Genomic DNA, 17,705 nt, shown 5'->3' with positions numbered 1-17,705 from the left:
ATGATTCGCGGCGAGTGCCATGCCGCCCTGATCACCGCCCCCGGCTCCGGCCAGGGCAAGTCCATGGTCACCGCAGCGCTGGCGCGGCTGCACCGCAATGCCGGCCGCAAGGTGAGAGTGTTCAAGCACGGCCCGGACTACCTGGACCCCATGGTGCAGGAGGTGGCCTCGGGCCAGCCGGTGTACCAGCTTCACCCCTGGATGACCGGCGAGGCCGAGTGTCGCTGGCGCCTGGCCGAGGCCGCTCGGGAGGCCGACCTGATCCTCGTCGAGGGCTCCATGGGGCTCTTCGACGGCGACCCCTCCAGCGCCGATCTGGCGATCCTGGCCGGGCTGCCGGCGCTGCCGGTGATCGACGCCTGGGGGATGGCCCAGACCTTCGGTGCCGTGGCCCAGGGGCTGGCCAACTACCATCCAAAGCTCGCCATCCACGAGGTGATCGCCAACCGCATCGGCAGCCCCGGTCATGGCAAGCTGCTCGCCGACTCCATGCCGGAGGGGCTGACGCTGCTCGGCGCCATTCCGCGTCACGCCGCCATGGCGATTCCCGACCGCCACCTGGGCCTGGTGCAGGCCTCCGAGCTTGCGGAGCTGGACCGGCAGCTGGATGCCGCCGCCGAGGTGCTCAAGGAGGCCGGACTCGACCGGCTGCCGGCCAGGGTGACCCTCGAGGCCGTGGCCTCCGAGCCGCCGCCGCGGCTGCTCGAGGGCGTGCGCATCGCCGTGGCCCGCGACGACGCCTTCGCCTTTCTCTACCGCGCCAACCTCGACCTGCTCGAGGCCATGGGTGCCGAGCTCGCCTTCTTCTCGCCGCTGGCTGATGACTCGCTGCCCGCCTGCGATGCCCTCTGGCTCCCCGGTGGCTACCCGGAGCTGCATGCGGCGAGGCTTGCCGCCAATGTGCCGATGAGAACGGCGATTCGCGCCCACCACGCCGCCGGCCGGCCGATCCTCGCCGAGTGCGGCGGGCTGATGGCCTGCGTGGAGACCCTGGTGGATGGAGAGGGGCAGGCCCATGAGATGCTGGGGCTGCTGACCGGCACCGCGCGCATGGCCGGCAAGCTCACCGCCCTGGGGCTGCAGTTCCTGACCACCGCTCGGGGCGAGCTGCGCGGCCACACCTACCACCACTCGCGGCTGGAGACCGCCGCCGAGCCGCTGGGGCGAACACGCAAGCTGGCCGGCAGCGAGGCCGAACCGGTCTATCGCGAGGGCAGCCTTACCGCCAGCTACTTCCATGGCTACTTTCCCTCCGCCCCGGAGGTGGTCGCCGCCCTATTTCGGGGTGAGCCGCTTACGCCTACCGCCAAGACCGGAGAATCACCATGAAGAAGGTCGATCCAAAGCGCCATGCCGAACGCATGGCCATCAAGCAGCAGATCATGCAGGCGCGCATCCAGGCCGCCGACAAGGAGCAGGGGCTCCTGCTGGTGCTCACCGGCCCCGGCAAGGGTAAGAGCAGCTCCGGCTTCGGCATGCTGGCCCGGGCACTCGGCCACGGCATGAAGGTGGGCGTGGTGCAGTTCATCAAGGGGGCCTTCAGCACCGGCGAAGAGGCCTTCTTCCGCCAGCTGCCCAACGTGACCTACCACGTGATGGGCGAGGGCTACACCTGGGACACCCAGGACCGGGAGCGCGATATCCAGACCGCCGAGGCCGCCTGGGAGGTGGTGCGAGGCATGCTGGATGACCCGAGTGTCGATCTGGTGCTGCTCGACGAGCTCAATATCGCCCTGCATTACGGCTACCTGGACCTCGACCGGGTGCTCGACGACCTCCAGGCGCGGCCGCCGATGCAGCATGTGATCGTCACCGGCCGCTACGCTCCCGAGGCGCTGGTCGAGCTGGCCGATACCGTCACCGAGATGAAGGTGGTCAAGCACGCCTTCAAGGACCAGGGGGTCAAGGCCCAGAAGGGCATCGAACTCTAATCCCATGGCGACATTGATGATTCAGGGCACCACCTCGGATGCCGGCAAGAGCACGCTGGTGGCGGGGCTGTGCCGGGTGCTGGCGAGGCGCGGGGTCTCGGTGGCACCCTTCAAGCCACAGAACATGGCCCTCAACAGCGCGGTGGCCGCGGACGGCGGTGAGATCGGCCGCTCCACGGCGCTGCAGGCGCTGGCGGCGGGTGTGGCGCCCCACAGTGACATGAACCCGGTGCTGCTCAAGCCCGAGAGCGACCGCGGCGCCCAGGTGATCCTGCGCGGCCGGGTCCACGGCCATATGGATGCCCTGGACTACCACGCCTACAAGCGCGAGGCGATGGCCACGGTGATGGCGGCCTGGGAGGCGCTGTCGGCGCGCTTTGACGTGATCATCGCCGAGGGGGCCGGCAGTCCGGCGGAGATCAACCTGCGCGAGAACGACATCGCCAACATGGGCTTCGCCGAGGCGGTGGGCTGTCCGGTGGTGCTGGTGGGCGATATCGACCGCGGCGGCGTCTTCGCCCAGTTGGTGGGCACGCTCGAGCTGTTGAGCGAGAGCGAGCGGGCGCGCACCCGTGGCTTTGTCATCAACCGCTTCCGCGGCGATATCGCCCTGCTCGAGCCGGGACTCGACTGGCTGGCCGAGCGAACCGGCAGGCCGGTCTTCGGCACGCTGCCCTACCTGCAGGGGCTGCTGCTGGACGCCGAGGACAGCCTGGGCCTCTCCGGTCGCCAGTCGGGCGAACCGGCGCTCCGGGTGGTGGTGCCGGCGCTGCCGCGCATCAGCAACCACAACGACTTCGATTCCCTGCGGCTGCATCCGCGGGTCGAGCTCAGCTTTATCGGCCCGAATCGGCTGGGGCCCGGCCGCGGTCTCCCGCCGGCCGACCTGATCATCCTGCCCGGCAGCAAGAGCACTCGAGCCGATCTCGCCTGGCTGCGCGCCCAGGGCTGGGAGGGCGCGATACGGCGCCATCTGCGCTACGGCGGCCGGGTGCTCGGCATCTGCGGCGGCTTCCAGATGCTAGGCGACTGGATCCACGACCTCGAGGGCCTGGAGGGACCGGTGGGCTCCAGCGAGGGGCTGGGGCTGCTCGAACTGGAGACGCACATGCTGCCCGGCAAGCGGCTGCGCAACGTCGGCGGGCGCCTGCTGCCCGAGGGCGTGCCGGTCGTCGGCTACGAGATCCACCAGGGGGTCAGCGAGGGCCCGGCGCTGGCGCGGCCCTTCTGCGAGCTGGAAGGCCGGCCCGAGGGCGCCGTGAGCGAGGATGGCCGGGTGATGGGCAGCTACCTGCACGGGCTCTTCGATAGTGCCGAGGCGTGCGCGGCGCTGCTCGCCCGCTGCGGCCTTGCGGAGGAGGGCGCCACTGTCGACCTGGCCGCCCATCGGGAGGCGGAGCTGGATCGCCTGGCCGACGCCCTGGAGCAACACCTCGATATCGCCGCCATCGAGCGGCTGCTGGATCTCTGACGGCTCAGCTGCCGTCTGATCTGGCCCCGGTCGACACCTGCCTATTCCTGCTCCACATAGGCGCCCATGGCGCGCATCCGCGACTCGAAGCTCGCCACGTTGTCGACCAGGTCGTCGGGGCCGAAGGCCACGCACTCCGCCAGCAGCACCTCGATCAAGGTGATCGCCGAGAGGATCGACGGGAAGAAGTGCGGGGTGGCATTGGCCACCGGGAAGGTGATGGTGGCCCCCGGCACCAGCGGCGAGCGCATGGTGTCGGTGACCACGATGGCGTCGACCCCCGCCGCCCGGGTGATCTCCAGCGCCCGCATGGTCTCGGCGCAATAGGGCTCGAAGCCGAAGGCCACCACCACGTCCCCCTCGCCGAAGGGAGCGAGCTCGGTCAAGAGCCCCCCCTCCTGGCCGCGGATCAGCTGGATATTGGGCATGGCGATGCGCCCCACGTAGGCGAAGTGGTAGGCGCAGGCGAAGGTGTCCCGAAACCCCACCACGGCGATCTTCTCCGCGGCCAGCAGCCGCCTGGCCGCCTCGCGCACCCGCTGCTGGTTGTCGGCGGTGAACAGCCGGCCGATATTGTCGAAGGCGGCGTCGCCCACGTCGAGAAACACCTGGTCGTCGGTCTGGCTGGCCAGGCTGCGCAGCTGGCTGGCCCGCCCGGAGAGCTCCACGGGGCCGGCCTGCACCGCCGATTGGAACACCTCCCGGAACTGCTCATAGCTCTCGAAGCCCAGCCGCTTGGCCAGGCGCACCAGGGTCGAGGCGGTCACCTCGGCGGCGGTGGCGGACTTGCGTATCGACTGGAAGGCGATCTCCACCGGATGCTCCAGCACGTAGCCGGCGGCCAGCTTGAGCTGGGGGCTGAGCTCCGGATAGGCCTCGGCGAGCTGCCGATTCACCGCGTCCAGGCGGGCGGGGCCGCTGTCCGTATCCGGCGCCGAGTCGGCGCGTGGATCCTGTTCCAGCACGGTCGTCTCCTGGGTTGGGGTGGTGCAGAGGCGCCATTGTACCCGATGGGCGGCATCACGAAATGACACAAACGTTTCCTGATGGAAAATATCGTGACACGCACGTGTTGACCGGCATCAGACCTTTGGCTAGGATGCGCGGCAGAACAGGTGTGCTGAAGATCGGTAGATAATGGCACGTTTGTTTCCTTGGCGATGAACCATCGCCGCTGATTATCGAAGTCGTTTGCCAAGCCCAGAGAGTGCCGCCCCCCCATGAGCCAAGCCGAGTACGAGACCCTGATCCTTCGCCGCCACGGTCAGGTCCAGGAGATCCGCTTCAACCGCCCCCATCGCCTCAACGCCGTCACCGAGACGCTCTACGCCGAGCTCAACGACGCCCTGACCCGCGCCGAGGCGGACGGTGAGGTGCGCGTGGTGGTGCTGACCGGCGAGGGGCGCGCCTTCTGCGTGGGCGCCGACCTCAAGGAGCACAAGGAGGGGCGCACCGCCTTCGACCGCCGCCAGTACCTGCAGGGGGAGCAGCTCGTCTGCAAGCGCCTGATGCAGATGCAGACGCCGGTGATTGCCGCGGTGAACGGCTTTGCCCTTGGTGCCGGTGCGGAGCTCGCCATCGCCGCGGACTTCCTGCTGATGGCCGACAGCGCCCAGATCGGCCTGCCGGAGGTCTCCATCGGCAACTTCCTGGGCGGCGGCGTGACCTGGCTGCTGCCGCGCCTGGTGGGCCTGGCCAAGGCCCGCGAGCTGGTCTTCCTGGGTGAGCGCATCGATGGCGCCGAGGCCGTGCGCATCGGGCTGGCCAACCGTCACTACCCCGACGAGGGCTTCCTTGACGCCGCCCTGGCCTTCGCCGAGCGGGTCGCCAGCAAGGCGCCATTCTCCATGGCGCTGGCCAAGGAGCAGCTCACCTTCTCCGGCGAGCGCACCCTGGACGCCTGCCTGGCCGCCGAGCTCGAGGGGATGACCTTCGTCGGTACCACCCGGGACTGGCAGGAGGGCGTCGACGCCTTCGCCGAGAAGCGTGCCCCGCGCTTCCAGGGCAAGTAGGGCCGACTCCCCCGACTCCCAGTGAATCGCCCGGCCGCGGCCGGGCCTGAACCACGCGTCATCGCGCACTCTCTACCGCCCACTCTTCATCGCCCCCGAGGGCAAGGTCAGCCAGCACATGAACCCCATCGAAGGACACCTCACCACCCGCAGCCCGCTCCACGACATCCTGGCGCCCGGCGGCATCGCCGTGGTCGGCGCCTCCGCCGACCCCACCAAGCGCGGCTACAAGGCCATGGTCGGCCTGATCAAGGATGGCTACCGGGGCGAGATCTACCCGGTCAACCCCAAGGCCGACATGATCCTCGGGGTCAAGGCGTGGCCCTCGGTCACCGCCATTCCCGGCAACCCCGCCCTGGCGCTGATCTGCACCCCGGCGGCATCGGTGCCGGGGCTGATCGCCGAGTGCGGGCGGCGGGGCATCAAGGGCGCGGTGATACTGGCCAGCGGCTTCGCCGAGATCGGCGGAGAGGGGGCCGAGCTCGAGCGCGAGATGATGGAGAAGGCCCGTGCCCACGGCGTGCGCATCATCGGCCCCAACACCTCGGGCATCTTCAACCTGCACCACCGGGTCAACCTGCTGTCGTTGGACAACGTCAAGCCCGGCGGCGTGGGCATCATCTCCCAGTCCGGCAACATGCTGCTGTCGCTGGCACTCGAGGCCCAGTACAACGGCAACGTGGGTTTCTCCACCTACGTGGGCCCCGGCAACCAGAGCGACATCGGCTTCAACGACTACCTGCGCTACCTGGGCGAGGACGAGAACACCCGGGTGGCGACGCTCTACGTGGAGGGCTTCCGCGACGGGCGCAAGTTCCTCGACGTGGCGCGAGAGGTGACCGCCATGAAGCCGGTGGTGGTCTACAAGTCCGGCTCCACCGAGGCGGGCCAGAAGGCGGCCAGCTCCCACACCGGGGCGCTCGCCGGCAGCTATGCCATGACCGTGGATCTGCTCAAGCAGGCCGGGGTCAGCGTGGTGCAGCACTCCGATGAGATCCTGCCGGTGGCCGAGGGGCTGGGCCTCTTGCAGAAGGCGCGTGGCAAGCGGGTGGCGGTGATCTCCGACGGCGGCGGCCAGGCGACCATCGCCTCCGACCGCCTGGCCGAGGCGGGCCTCGAGCTCGCCGAGCTCTCCGAGTCGACCCGCCAGCAGCTGCGCGACGTGCTCTTCCCCCAGGCCTCCACCGTCAACCCGGTGGACGTGGCCGGTTCCACCGACGCCAATCCGTCGCTCTTGGCCACCTGCATGGAGATCGTCGCCGCCGACGACAACGTCGACAGCGTCTTCCTGGTGGGCATGTTCGGCGGCTACAGCATCCGCTTCGCGGAATCGCTGCTGGGCGACGAGATGCGCGGCGCCGAGGCGATGGTGGACCTCTCCAAGTCGACCACCAAGCCGCTGGTGATCTACAGCCTCTATACCCCCATCAAGCCGCCGGCGCTGCGCCGTCTGCACGAGGCGGGCCTGCCCATCTACGCCTCCATCGAGCATGCGGTGCGGGTGCTGGCGGCCCTGGGCGAGCGTGGCCAGTACCTGGCCCAGGTGGAGCGTCAGAGCCGCGAGCGCAGCGTCGAGCCGGTCCCCGAGCTCACCGCGCTGTTCCGTGAGGCCCAGGCCGATGGCCGCGACCTCTTCGAGTACGAGGCCAAGCGGCTGCTGCGCGACCACGGCATCGAGGTGCCCCTGGAGCTGGTGGTCAGAAACGAGGCGGAGCTGGCGGAGGCCGCAGGGCAGTTCGGCGAGACGCCCCTGGCCATGAAGGTGGTCTCGAAGGACATCCTGCACAAGTCCGACGCCGGCGGGGTGAGGCTCAACGTGGTGGGCGAGGCCGCCATGCGCGAGGCCCGTGACGCGATTCTCGCGTCCTGCCTGGCCTATGACGCCGATGCGGAGATCGAGGGCATCCTGGTCACGCCCATGGCGAAGAAGGGCGTCGAGGTGATCCTCGGGGTGATCCGCGATCCCATCTTCGGCCCGGTGCTGATGTTCGGGCTCGGCGGCATCTTCGTGGAGATCCTCGAGGACGTGGCCTTCCGCGCCATTCCGCTGTCGCGACGCGACGCCGAGGAGATGGTGGATCAGATCAAGGCCAGGAAGATCCTCGACGGCGTGCGCGGCGAGAAGGCGGTGGACAAGGCGGCCCTGGTCGATCTGCTGCTCAAGGTGTCGCGCATCGTCGAGGCCTATCCGGAGCTCTCCGAGCTCGACCTCAACCCGGTGATCGTCAACGCCGACGGCTATGCCGTGGTGGACGCGCGGGTTATCGTGGAACGCGGACATTCAGACAACACGTCAGCCGACAAGGAAGCCCATTGATGAGCCAGACGACCCCGCCCAGCCTGCCCCAGCTCACCGACGCCCGCCTGACCCTCGAGGGTCGGGTGGCCACCCTGACCCTGGCGCGCCACGACGTGCGTAACGCCCTGACCGGCACCGCCCTGGTCGAGGACATCGTCGCCGTGGCCCAGTGGGTCAACGCCTGCGACGCCGTCTCAGTGCTGGTGATCACCGGCGAGGGCAGCGCCTTCTCCGCCGGCGGCAACGTCAAGGACATGGCCAACCGCGGCGGCGACTTCGCCGGTGACGTGGCCGAGGTCTCGGCCCGCTACCGCCGCGGCATCCAGCGCATCCCGCTGGCGCTGGCCGAGGTGGAGGTGCCGATCATCGCCGCGGTCAACGGCCCGGCCATCGGCGCCGGCTTCGACCTGGCCAACATGGCCGATATCCGCATCGCCTCGAAGAAGGCGAAGTTCGGCGAGACCTTCCTCAACCTGGGGATCATCCCCGGCGACGGCGGCGCCTGGTTCATGCAGCGCCTGATCGGCTACCAGCGCGCCTTCGAGCTGACCCTCACCGGCCGGGTGGTCGACGCCGAGGAGGCGAAGGCCTACGGCATCGTGCTCGATGTCTGTGAGCCCGAGGCGCTGATGCCGACGGCGGGCGAACTCGCCGCCCGCATCGCCGCCCAGCCCCCGAAGGCCACCCGCCTTACCAAGCGGCTGATGAAGATGGCCCAGCGTACCGAACTCAAGGACTTCCTCGATCTCTGCGCGGTCTTCCAGGGCATGTGCCACAACGAGCCCGAGCACCTGGAGGCGGTCAACGCCATGCTGGAGAAGATGGCCAGGTAGCGGCTCCGACAGGCGCCAGGAACCCGGCTTCGGCCGGGTTTTTGCGCTATGGCTCAAGAAAGTGCTTGTCCGCAACCGGGTGGCCTGGCAATGCTGTCGGCATCGACATTCACAGGGAGGTGAACGCATGGCCGACAGCACCCTGGTCTTCATCGTCCTCGGGCTGACCCTTGCCGCCTTCGTCTGGGGGCGCTTTCGCTACGACCTGGTGGCGCTCGCCGCGCTGCTTGGCTCGGTGATGCTGGGCCTGGTCCCCGGCGACGAGGCCTTCCTCGGCTTCGGCCATCCCGCGGTGATCACGGTGGCGGCGGTACTGGTGCTGAGTCGCGGCTTCGAGCGCTCCGGGGTGGTGGACGTCATCGCCGAGCAGCTGCTCAGGGTCGGTGAGCGGCTCTTCCTGCAGCTGCTGGTGCTGGTGGGCACCGTGGTGGTCCTGTCGGGCATCATGAACAACGTCGGCGCACTGGCGCTGCTGCTGCCGGTGGCCATGCGCCTGGCCCGGGAGCACGACGCCTCGCCGTCGATCCTGCTGATGCCGCTGGCCTTCGGTTCCCTGTTGGGGGGCCTGACCACCCTGATCGGCACCCCGCCCAATATCATCATCGCCAGCTACCGGGGCTCCGTGACCGGTGACAACTTCGGGCTGTTCTCCTTCACGCCGGTGGGGGCAGTGGTGGCCCTGGCCGGGTTCGCCTTCATCCTGCTGGTTGGCTGGCGACTGGTCCCTCAGCGGGCCGGCAAGGCGTCCTTGGATGCGATGTTCGATACCGCCAACTACCTGGTGGAGTTGCGCGTCGGGGAGGAGTCGAAGGCCAACGGCCTGACCCTGCGCGAGCTGCAGCAGGAACTGGAGGAGACCATTCCTGTGCTCGCCGTGGTGCGCGACGAGAAGAAGCGGGCCGGCCACGCCTTCTTCGGCACCCTCCGGGAGGGGGACATCCTGCTGATGGAGGCGGGCCCCGATGAGATGAAGCTGCTGGAGGACAAGGCGGGGCTGCGACTGGGCAAGGACGCCGAGGAGGAAGAGCAGGGAGCCGACGAGGAGGAGGAAACCGAAGCGGGCTTGAAGGCGGAGTCGCCCAGCGTGGACTCGAGGCAAGCGCAGGTCGAGGAGAAGGCCGGGGAGAAGGCGGAGAGGGGAAAGGAGAAGGAAGAGAAGCGCGGCGTGGATACCGAAGGGCTGCAGCTGGCGGAGGCGGTGGTGCGCAACGACTCCATGATGGTCAACCGCACCGTCACCCAGCTGCGCCTGCACAACCAGTTCGGCCTGCACCTGGTCGCAGTGGCCCGGGACGGCGGGCGCCTCAAGCAGCGCCTGCGGGAGGTCCGCTTTCGCCCCGGTGATGTACTGCTGCTGCAGGGGGGCGAAAGCGAACTCGCCGAGAGCCTGGCCACCCTGGGCTGCCTGCCGCTCGCCAGCCGCAACCTGACCCTCGGCCAGCCGCGCATGCTGCTCGCCTCCATTGCCATCTTCGCTGCCGCCATACTGGCGATGATCTTCGACCTGCTGCCGGCGGCCGTGGCACTCTCCCTGGCCGCGCTGGTGGCGCTGCTGGTGGGGGTGCTGCCCCTGCGCGAGGGCTACCAGGCCATCGACGGGCCGGTAATCGTGCTGCTCGGCGCCATGATTCCGGTGGGCCAGGCGCTGGAAACCAGCGGAGGGGCGACGCTGATCGCCGAGGCCATGCTCGCCTGGGGGGCCGAGTGGCCGGTGATCGTGACCCTGGTCGGTCTCTTCGTGCTCTCCATGGTGCTCTCCAATATCGTCAACAATGCGGCCGCGGCGCTGCTGATGGCACCCATCGCGGCGAGCCTGGCCAGTGGCTTCAATGCCTCCGTGGACCCCTTCCTGATGGTGGTGGCGGTGAGCGCCTCCTGCGCCTTTCTGACCCCCATCGGCCACCAGTCCAATACCCTGGTGATGGGCCCAGGCGGCTATCGCTTCGGCGACTACTGGCGGCTCGGGCTGCCGCTCTCCCTGGTGGTGCTGGCGGTAGCCATCCCGATGATCCTGCTGGTCTGGCCGCTTTAGAGCGGTGCCAGAGTACGAGAGGCGCCGGGGAAAGGTCGTAGAGGGGGTCAGTTCAGACCTTTCACCGGAATAGCCTCGAGTCATGCTTTGGGGGGAAAGCAAATGCCCCGGCATCTGCCGGGGCGTAGGGTTGTGGTGGTGCAGAGAGGCTTCAGACGGCGTGGTGGCGCAGCACCTTGGACTTGTCGGTGACGAAGGCGTCGTACTCGAAGTCATCCACGGTGAGCAGCTCCAGCACCCGGGCCTCGCGCTCGCGCATGAAGGTGGCATCCTCTGCCGAGATCAGCCCGGCCTCCAGGGCCGCCTCCACCCGCTGCTCGGGGTGCAGCGCATCGGCGGGCAGCTCCCCCTTCGCATAGGCCTTGTTGACCGTGCGGTAGAGCGCCTCGGCGCGCTCCTGGGTCGCCAGCAGGGCGTTGTAGCGTGCCAGGAAGTTGGGCTGGCTGCCGTCGTCCGCCGACCAGGTGTTGGCCAGGAGCTTCGTGCGCAGGGCGGTGTCCCGGGAGACCGCCTGGGCGATGGCGCGGGCCAGGTCGTCGTGGGGGCGCCTGAAGCGCTTGCCCCTCGGCATCACCACCAGGCGCAGCCCGCGGGCGAGTGCCCGGTTGGGCAGGTTGTCGAACAGCTCGTCCAGGGCCTGCTCGGCGCGGCCCAGCAGCCACTGGCAGCTGTAGTGGAAGAGCGCTGCCTCGCCCTCGACCTTCTCCCCCTCGTGCCACTGCTTGATCACCATGGAGGCGAGGTAGAGGTTCGACAGCACATCGCCGAGGCGCGCCGAGAGCATCTCGCGCTGCTTCAAGGTGGAGCCGAGGCTCGCCATGGCGGCATCGGCGCAGAGCCCGAAGCCGGCGGAGAGCCGCGCGATCTCCTGGGCATAGCGCTTGGCCTCGCCCTCGAAGGGGACCGCCGGGCGGCCTAGCCCCAGCCCCTGGGTGAAGGCGCGGGCGGCGTTGCCGAAGATCAGGCCGGCATGGCTGAAGAACGCCTTGTCGAAGGCCTGCACATCATCGGCGTCCCGGGCGGCCAGCTCCTCGAGCACATAGGGATGGCAGCGGATGGCGCCCTGGCCGAAGATCATCAGGTTGCGGGTCATGATGTTGGCGCCCTCCACGGTGATCGCCACCGGGTTGGCGCTGTAGCCGATCCCCAGGTAGTTGCGCGGCCCCAGCGTCACCGCCTTGCCGCCGTGGATGTCCATGGCGTCGCCGAGGATCACCCGCTGGAACTCGGTGAGCTGGCTCTTGAGGATCGCCGAGGGCACTGCCGGCTTCTCGCCGCGGTCGATGGTGTTGGCGGTCTGGTAGACCGCCGCCTGGGCGATATAGCCCAGCGCCGTCATGCGCGCCAGGGGCTCCTGGACCCCCTCCATCTCGGCCACCGGCACGTTGAACTGGCGGCGGATGCGGGCAAAGCCGCCGCTCCAGCCGATGGCGTAGCGGGCGGTGCCGGTGGCGCCGGAGGGCAGGGTGATGCAGCGCCCCACCGAGAGGCACTCCACCAGCATCCGCCAGCCCTGGCCGATCATCGCCTCGCCGCCGATGATGGTGTCCAGCGGCACGAAGACATCCTTGCCCTTGATCGGGCCGTTGAAGAAGGGGCTGCCGATGGGGTGGTGGCGGCGGCCGATCTCCATGCCGGCGGTGTCGCGGGGAATCAGCGCCAGGGTGATGCCGCGATCCTCCTCGTCGCCCAGCAGCTTCTCCGGGTCGAAGAGGCGGAAGGCAAGGCCCACCACCGTGGCGATGGGGGCCAGGGTGATCCAGCGCTTCTCGAAGTTGAGACGCACGCCGAGCACCTCCTTGCCGTCGACCATCTGCCGGCAGACCACGCCGGTGTCGGGCAGCGAGGTGGCGTCACTGCCGGCGCGGGGGCCGGTCAGGCCGAAGCAGGGGATCTCGCGGCCGTCGGCCAGGCGCGGCAGGTAGTGGTTCTTCTGCTCGTCGGTGCCGTACTTGAGCAGCAGCTCGCCCGGGCCGAGGGAGTTGGGCACGCCCACGGTGACCATCAGGGTCTCGTTGACCGAGAGCTTCTGCAGCACCAGGGACTGCGCCTTGGCGGAAAAGCCCAGGCCGCCGTACGCCTTCGGGATGATCATGCCGAAGTAGCGCTCCTGCTTGAGGTGGTCCCAGAGCTCCTGGGGCAGGTCGGCGCGCTCCTTGGCAATGTCCCAGGCGTTGCACATGCCGGCGGCAACGGAGCACTGGTTGTCGATAAAGGCCCTCTCTTCATCCGTGAGCCCCTCGTCGCGGGCGTCCAGCAGCGCCTGCCAGTTCGGCTTGCCGGTGAAGAGCTCGCCGTCCCAGGCCACGCTGCCGGCCTCCAGCGCCACGCGCTCGGTGTCGGAGACCTTCGGGGACACCTTCTTGAACATGGCGAAGAGGCGCGGGGTCAGCCACTTGCCGCGCAGGGCCGGCAGGCCGGCCGCGGCCACGACCAGGGCGCCGGCCAGCAGCAGCAGGCCCAGCAGGGTGGAGGCGAGGAGCAGGCTGGCAAGGCCGGTGACGGCGAGCACCGCCAGGGCGGGCAGGGCGCCCGCCTCGCGGCGCATCACCGCCAGCAGGCCGACAACGGCCACGATCAGTAGGATCAGGGTCAGCATGGGGGACTCCGGTTGTGGTGAGACGCAGGTATTCGAACAGATGTTTGAATTCTTGCAGACTAGCCTATCCCCTTGCAACCGGCCAGCGCCGCCTGGCTCGGTGAGTGGCCGCAGAGCAGGCTTGCCAACCGGTGCCTTGGCAGGCATAATGCGTCCCCGTCGAACGGCGCTCGTTTGCCCGACAGCCTGGCTACGTAGCTCAGCTGGTTAGAGCACATCACTCATAATGATGGGGTCCCCTGTTCAAATCAGGGCGTAGCCACCAGACACTCGAAACGCCCGCTTGGCTCCTGGCCAGGCGGGCGTTTCGCTTTCTGGTGCGCCCCAGGGGGAGGCCCCAGGGGGAGGGAGGGGCGCTTTCCCTTGACCTTCAGAAGCGAATCCGTATACTACGCCCCGTGTTCGACGCCGTTCCCGGATAGCTCAGTCGGTAGAGCAAGTGACTGTTAATCACTGGGTCGCAGGTTCGAGTCCTGCTCCGGGAGCCAACGTCGCCTCGAACGCGCTGCTGAAAAGCCGTGATTCCTCGATAGCTCAGTTGGTAGAGCAAGTGACTGTTAATCACTGGGTCGCAGGTTCGAGTCCTGCTCGAGGAGCCATCAGCCCCCCTTCTGTTCCCGGATAGCTCAGTCGGTAGAGCAAGTGACTGTTAATCACTGGGTCGCAGGTTCGAGTCCTGCTCCGGGAGCCATCTTCAGTTCGTCATCCTGATCCGATCCGCTGGTTGAGTTCGCTCGCCGGTGTCTTTGCGTGCCTGTCTGTCTGGCACGGCCTGTCTGGCATGGCGAGGCACGAGGCAAAAAGAACGCCGCCCCGAGGGGCGGCGTGATGGCGTGTCGAAGGGCGGGGTGGCTCAGTCGCGATTGGCCAGCCGGTAGCCCTCGCTGCTGAGCAGGGCGAAGTCCAGCAGGATATGAGCGGCTTCCTGCACCTGAACCTGCTCCACCGGCTCCTCGTCGTTCTCCTCGCTGCGCGCGTCGATCCACTCCTCGAGCATGTCCAGTCCCAGAGCCTGGCGGCGCTGGTTCTCGAGGCTCAGTTGCTCGGCCTCCTGCTCCTCGACCTCTCGCTGGCGCTGTTCGCGGTTGAGGCTGACGCTGGTGGTCTGCTCGCGCAGCCGGCGATTGAGCTCCGCCTGCTGGGTCAGGTAGCGAAAGTTGGGGTGCTCCGCGGCACGCGTGCGGTGGCGGTCCTTGATCGCCTCCAGGTAGCGCCACGGCTCGCCGTATTGGCGGTACTGCACCGAGCGAACGGTATCCCAGTCCAGAGCGTTGTCCAGGCTGCTCTCGCCGATCAACTCGGGATCGATCAGGCTCGGGAAGATGATGTCCGGCTCCACGCCGCGGTGCTGGGTGCTGTCCCCGGAGATGCGGTAGAACTTGGCGCGGGTCAGCTTGATCTGGCCGTGGGAGAGCTCGTTGAGCGTCTGCACCGTGCCCTTGCCGAAGGTCGGGGTGCCCATCACCAGGCCGCGACCATAGTCCTGGATGGCGCCGGCGAAGATCTCCGAGGCGGAGGCGGAGAGGCGGTTGACCAGCACGCCCAGCGGGCCGTCGTAGAGGGTCCCTGCCTCGGTGTCACCGTAGAGGCTGATGCGCCCGCGGGCGTCGCGCACCTGGACGGTGGGGCCGCGATCGATGAAGAGCCCGAGCAGCGAGTTGGCCTCCTGCAGGGCGCCGCCGCCGTTATTGCGCAGGTCGAGCACGATGCCCTCGATGTCCTCCTGCTGGAGTCGCTCGATCTCTCGGGCCACGTCTCGGGTGGTGCTGCGGAAGTCCTCCTCGCCGGCCTGCCAGGCATCGAAGTCCACATAGAAGGTGGGGATCTTGATCACGCCGATGCGGTGCGGGCCGTCATCGCGCTCGATCTCGATTACCCTGCCCTGGGCTGCCTGGTCCTCGAGGTTCACGGTGTCGCGGGTGATCTCGACGATGCGCGAGCGGGTCATGTCCACCGCCTGGGCGGGCACCACGTCCAGACGCACCACCGAGCCCTTGGGTCCGCGGATCAGGTCGACCACGTTGTCCAGGCGCATGCCCACCACATTGACCATCTCGCCCTCTTCCTGGCCCACGGCGATGATGCGATCGGCGGGTTCCAGCGCGCTGGCGCGCTCGGCGGGCCCGCCGGGTACCAGGCTGGCGACCTTGACGTACTCGCCGTCGGACTGCAGCAGGGCGCCGATGCCCTCCAGGGAGAGGCGCATCTGGATGTCGAAAGACTCGCCCTGGCGGGGCGAGAGGTACTCGCTGTGCGGGTCGATGCTGCTGGTCACCGCGGCCATGAAGAGGCCGAAGATGTCCTCCTCGTTGGTCTGGCGCACGCGGTTGAGCTGCCCTTCGTAGCGCTGGCGCAGGGTCTCTTCCACCTGCTCGTCGTCCTGGCCGCTGATGACAAGCGTCAGGGCGGCGTTCTTGAGGCGTTTGAGCCAGAGCTCGTCGAGCTCGTCGAGGCTCTCGGCCCAGGGCGCTTCGTCGCGGTCCAGGGTCAGGCGCAGGTCGCTGTCATAGCTGAAGCCAAGCCCCTCGTCGATCCGGGCCAGCAGCCACTCGAAGCGAGCCTCGGCGCGCTCGTGATAGCGATGATAGAGAGCGTAGGCTTCGTTCAGTTCGCCGTCGAAGATGGCGTCGTCGATACGCTCTTCGAGGTGGCGGAAGTCGGCGATATCGTCGGCCAGCAGGAAGGCGCGTTGGCCGTCGAGGATATCCAGGTAGCGCTCGAAGGCCTGGCGCGACCAGGCGTTATCCAGCTGAATGTCGGCGTAGTGGCCATAGCGTAGCGATTCGGCGACTTCCATGGCCGCCTGCCGCTGGGCGTCGGTGGGTTGCGGCTGCGCCAGGGCAACGCCGGCGACCAGCAGCAGGCCGACCAGGGCGGCGGCTGGACGTCCCAGTTGGGCAAGCAGGCTCATCAATGAAGCACTCCCGGTTTCATGTACACTCTAATTCCCTTGACCCTTTCGGGGCCCGCGAGTTGCGTAGGCCGAAGGGCTATTGTAGCAGCATCCCTCGTCATCTCATGACACCTGTTAGCATCTCATGTCACCTATTAGTTGAGGAATTCATGTCCCAGGACGATCTCATCGAGCGTCTGCTCGACTTCCTGCGTCGCTCGCCCACGCCCTGGCACGCCGCTGCCAGCATGGCAGCACGGCTCGAGGCGGCGGGTTTTCGTCGTCTCGACGAGCGTGAGCCCTGGCGGCTTTCGCCCGGCGAGCGCGTCTATGTGACCCGCAACGACTCCTCGATCATCGCCCTGCAGCTGCCCGAGGGTGAGCTGAACGCGCTGCGCATGATCGGTGCCCATACCGACAGCCCGGGCCTGCGCCTCAAGCCCAGTGCGGCCCAGGTCAGTGCCGGCTGGCTGCAGCTCGGCGTGGAGACCTATGGTGGCGTCCTGTTGGCCCCCTGGTACGACCGCGATCTGGGGCTGGCCGGGCGAATCCATGTGCGCCATCCCGATGGGCGCCTGGAGGGGCTGCTGCTCAACGTGGAGCGCCCCGTGGCGATCATCCCGAGCCTGGCGATCCACCTGGATCGTGACGTCAACCAGGGGCGTCCGATCAATGCCCAGACCCAGATGGCGCCGGTCTTCCTGCAGGGCGGCGAGAGCCCCGACCTCGAGCGCCTGCTCAAGGGCTGGGTTGCCGAGCAGCACGGCCTGAAGGAGGTCGAGCTGCTCGACTTCGAGCTGGCCCTCTACGACATGCAGCCGCCGGCGCGGATCGGCGTGGCGGGTGAGCTGATTGCCAGTGCGCGGCTCGACAACCTGCTCTCCTGTTTTGTCGGCCTCGAGGCGCTGCTGGCCTCGGATGGCAAGCAGGGTGTCGTGCTGGCCGCCAGTGACCACGAAGAGGTGGGCAGTGCCAGCGCCTGCGGCGCCCAGGGGCCCTTCCTGGGCGACGTCCTGCGTCGTGTCAGTGAGCAGCTCGGCGGGGGCGGGGAGGGAGGCTTCATCCGGCTGATCCAGGCCTCGCGGATGATCTCCTGCGACAACGCCCACGCGCTGCACCCCAACTTCACCGACAAGCACGATGCCGCTCACGGGCCGGCGCTCAACGGCGGGCCGGTGATCAAGGTCAATGCCAACCAGCGCTATGCCACCAACAGCGCGACCGCGGCCATGTTCCGTGACCTGTGCCGCGAGGCCGAGGTGCCGGTGCAGACCTTCGTGACCCGGGCCGACATGGGGTGCGGCAGCACCATCGGGCCGATCACCGCCACCGAGCTCGGCGTGCCGACCCTCGACGTGGGGGCTCCCCAGTGGGCGATGCACTCCATTCGCGAGACCGCAGGCGCGCGCGACGTCGAGTACCTCACCCGCGTGCTGACTGCCTTCTGCAACCGTCCCGAGCTTGCCTGAGCGGGCTTGATCCCGGGCGGGAATGCACCAGGACGAAAAGACCCGGCGCCAGTGGCGCCGGGTCTTTTCGGTGGTGCGCCAGGCATGGCGCGAAGCGCCGCTCAGGCGCTATCCGGTCAACCGTGGTGGTTGGCGGGGTGACTTGGGGGTGAGAGTCCCCTACGGA

The 17,705-nt window shown here is 68.3% G+C and carries 11 protein-coding genes and 4 tRNA genes; 12 read left to right on the top strand and 3 right to left on the bottom strand.

What is annotated here, in order from left to right; translation table 11 throughout:
* Genes DER72_RS14000 through DER72_RS13990 form a run of 3 tightly spaced genes read left to right on the top strand, consistent with a single transcriptional unit; the run spans position 1 to position 3,402 of the window.
* Positions 1-1,329 (top strand): cobyrinate a,c-diamide synthase, encoded by a 1,329-nt coding sequence (locus tag DER72_RS14000; protein WP_110070597.1) that lies wholly within the window; start codon positions 1-3, stop codon positions 1,327-1,329.
* Positions 1,326-1,931 carry a cob(I)yrinic acid a,c-diamide adenosyltransferase gene (cobO, locus tag DER72_RS13995; protein WP_110070596.1) on the top strand — a complete coding sequence of 202 codons (606 nt, stop codon included), beginning with the start codon at positions 1,326-1,328 and terminating at the stop codon, positions 1,929-1,931. Before DER72_RS14000 ends, cobO begins: the two co-directional genes overlap by 4 nt.
* 4 nt (positions 1,932-1,935) lie before the next feature.
* Positions 1,936-3,402 carry a cobyric acid synthase gene (locus tag DER72_RS13990; RefSeq protein WP_110070595.1) on the top strand — a complete coding sequence of 489 codons (1,467 nt, stop codon included), beginning with the start codon at positions 1,936-1,938 and terminating at the stop codon, positions 3,400-3,402.
* 41 nt (positions 3,403-3,443) lie between these two features.
* Here DER72_RS13990 and DER72_RS13985 read toward each other — a convergent pair whose 3' ends face one another.
* Positions 3,444-4,367 carry a MurR/RpiR family transcriptional regulator gene (locus tag DER72_RS13985; protein WP_110070594.1) on the bottom strand — a complete coding sequence of 308 codons (924 nt, stop codon included), beginning with the start codon at positions 4,365-4,367 and terminating at the stop codon, positions 3,444-3,446.
* Positions 4,368-4,622: 255 nt separating this feature from the next.
* Between DER72_RS13985 and DER72_RS13980 the strand changes: the two genes are divergently transcribed.
* The 4 genes from DER72_RS13980 (at position 4,623) to DER72_RS13965 (ending at position 10,578) form a co-directional block, all read left to right on the top strand.
* Entirely contained in the window at positions 4,623-5,414 is a 792-nt protein-coding gene (locus tag DER72_RS13980; RefSeq protein ID WP_110070593.1) for an enoyl-CoA hydratase/isomerase family protein, read from the top strand.
* A 118-nt stretch (positions 5,415-5,532) separates the two neighbouring features.
* Positions 5,533-7,731 (top strand): acetate--CoA ligase family protein, encoded by a 2,199-nt coding sequence (locus DER72_RS13975; RefSeq protein ID WP_110070592.1) that lies wholly within the window; start codon positions 5,533-5,535, stop codon positions 7,729-7,731.
* The gene (locus DER72_RS13970) at positions 7,731-8,546 is read left to right on the top strand and encodes an enoyl-CoA hydratase-related protein (protein WP_110070591.1); all 816 of its coding nucleotides are present in this window, start codon (positions 7,731-7,733) and stop codon (positions 8,544-8,546) included. The genes DER72_RS13975 and DER72_RS13970 overlap by 1 nt, the downstream gene beginning before the upstream one ends.
* Positions 8,547-8,673: 127 nt before the next feature.
* Entirely contained in the window at positions 8,674-10,578 is a 1,905-nt protein-coding gene (locus tag DER72_RS13965; RefSeq protein ID WP_110070590.1) for an SLC13 family permease, read from the top strand.
* Between the two features lie 151 nt (positions 10,579-10,729).
* On the opposite strand, the gene DER72_RS13960 is transcribed toward DER72_RS13965, so the two are convergent.
* Positions 10,730-13,177 (bottom strand): acyl-CoA dehydrogenase, encoded by a 2,448-nt coding sequence (locus DER72_RS13960; RefSeq protein WP_110070589.1) that lies wholly within the window; start codon positions 13,175-13,177, stop codon positions 10,730-10,732.
* 188 nt (positions 13,178-13,365) lie between these two features.
* Here DER72_RS13960 and DER72_RS13955 point away from each other — a divergent pair.
* The 4 genes from DER72_RS13955 (at position 13,366) to DER72_RS13940 (ending at position 13,868) form a co-directional block, all read left to right on the top strand.
* Positions 13,366-13,442: transfer RNA gene (locus tag DER72_RS13955), tRNA-Met, on the top strand.
* A 147-nt stretch (positions 13,443-13,589) separates the two neighbouring features.
* A tRNA-Asn gene (locus DER72_RS13950) sits at positions 13,590-13,665 on the top strand.
* A 35-nt stretch (positions 13,666-13,700) separates the two neighbouring features.
* Positions 13,701-13,776: transfer RNA gene (locus tag DER72_RS13945), tRNA-Asn, on the top strand.
* Positions 13,777-13,792: 16 nt separating this feature from the next.
* A tRNA-Asn gene (locus DER72_RS13940) sits at positions 13,793-13,868 on the top strand.
* A gap of 162 nt (positions 13,869-14,030) precedes the next feature.
* Here DER72_RS13940 and DER72_RS13935 read toward each other — a convergent pair.
* Complete coding sequence (locus DER72_RS13935) at positions 14,031-16,088, bottom strand: carboxy terminal-processing peptidase (RefSeq protein ID WP_110070588.1); 2,058 nt, start codon at positions 16,086-16,088, stop codon at positions 14,031-14,033.
* 152 nt (positions 16,089-16,240) lie between these two features.
* Between DER72_RS13935 and DER72_RS13930 the strand changes: the two genes are divergently transcribed.
* Positions 16,241-17,539, top strand: a complete 1,299-nt coding sequence (locus DER72_RS13930; protein ID WP_110070587.1) for a M18 family aminopeptidase — start codon at positions 16,241-16,243, stop codon at positions 17,537-17,539.
* The last annotated feature ends 166 nt before the right edge of the window (positions 17,540-17,705 follow it).

The organism is Halomonas sp. A11-A (genome assembly GCF_003182195.1).
GTDB classification, from domain to species: domain Bacteria; phylum Pseudomonadota; class Gammaproteobacteria; order Pseudomonadales; family Halomonadaceae; genus Halomonas; species Halomonas alkalicola.
This window is presented reverse-complemented; position numbering and strand designations above follow the sequence as displayed.

What these genes read in the sequence shown, in the direction of transcription:
- DER72_RS14000 (WP_110070597.1), top strand. Translation starts at nt 1, where the DNA reads ATGATTCGCGGCGAGTGCCATGCCGCCCTGATCACCGCCCCCGGCTCC.
- DER72_RS13930 (WP_110070587.1), top strand. Translation starts at nt 16,241, where the DNA reads ATGTCCCAGGACGATCTCATCGAGCGTCTGCTCGACTTCCTGCGTCGC.
- DER72_RS13980 (WP_110070593.1), top strand. Translation starts at nt 4,623, where the DNA reads ATGAGCCAAGCCGAGTACGAGACCCTGATCCTTCGCCGCCACGGTCAG.
- DER72_RS13990 (WP_110070595.1), top strand. Translation starts at nt 1,936, where the DNA reads ATGGCGACATTGATGATTCAGGGCACCACCTCGGATGCCGGCAAGAGC.
- DER72_RS13965 (WP_110070590.1), top strand. Translation starts at nt 8,674, where the DNA reads ATGGCCGACAGCACCCTGGTCTTCATCGTCCTCGGGCTGACCCTTGCC.
- DER72_RS13975 (WP_110070592.1), top strand. Translation starts at nt 5,533, where the DNA reads ATGAACCCCATCGAAGGACACCTCACCACCCGCAGCCCGCTCCACGAC.
- DER72_RS13970 (WP_110070591.1), top strand. Translation starts at nt 7,731, where the DNA reads ATGAGCCAGACGACCCCGCCCAGCCTGCCCCAGCTCACCGACGCCCGC.
- DER72_RS13960 (WP_110070589.1), bottom strand. Translation starts at nt 13,177, where the DNA reads ATGCTGACCCTGATCCTACTGATCGTGGCCGTTGTCGGCCTGCTGGCG.
- DER72_RS13935 (WP_110070588.1), bottom strand. Translation starts at nt 16,088, where the DNA reads ATGAGCCTGCTTGCCCAACTGGGACGTCCAGCCGCCGCCCTGGTCGGC.
- cobO (WP_110070596.1), top strand. Translation starts at nt 1,326, where the DNA reads ATGAAGAAGGTCGATCCAAAGCGCCATGCCGAACGCATGGCCATCAAG.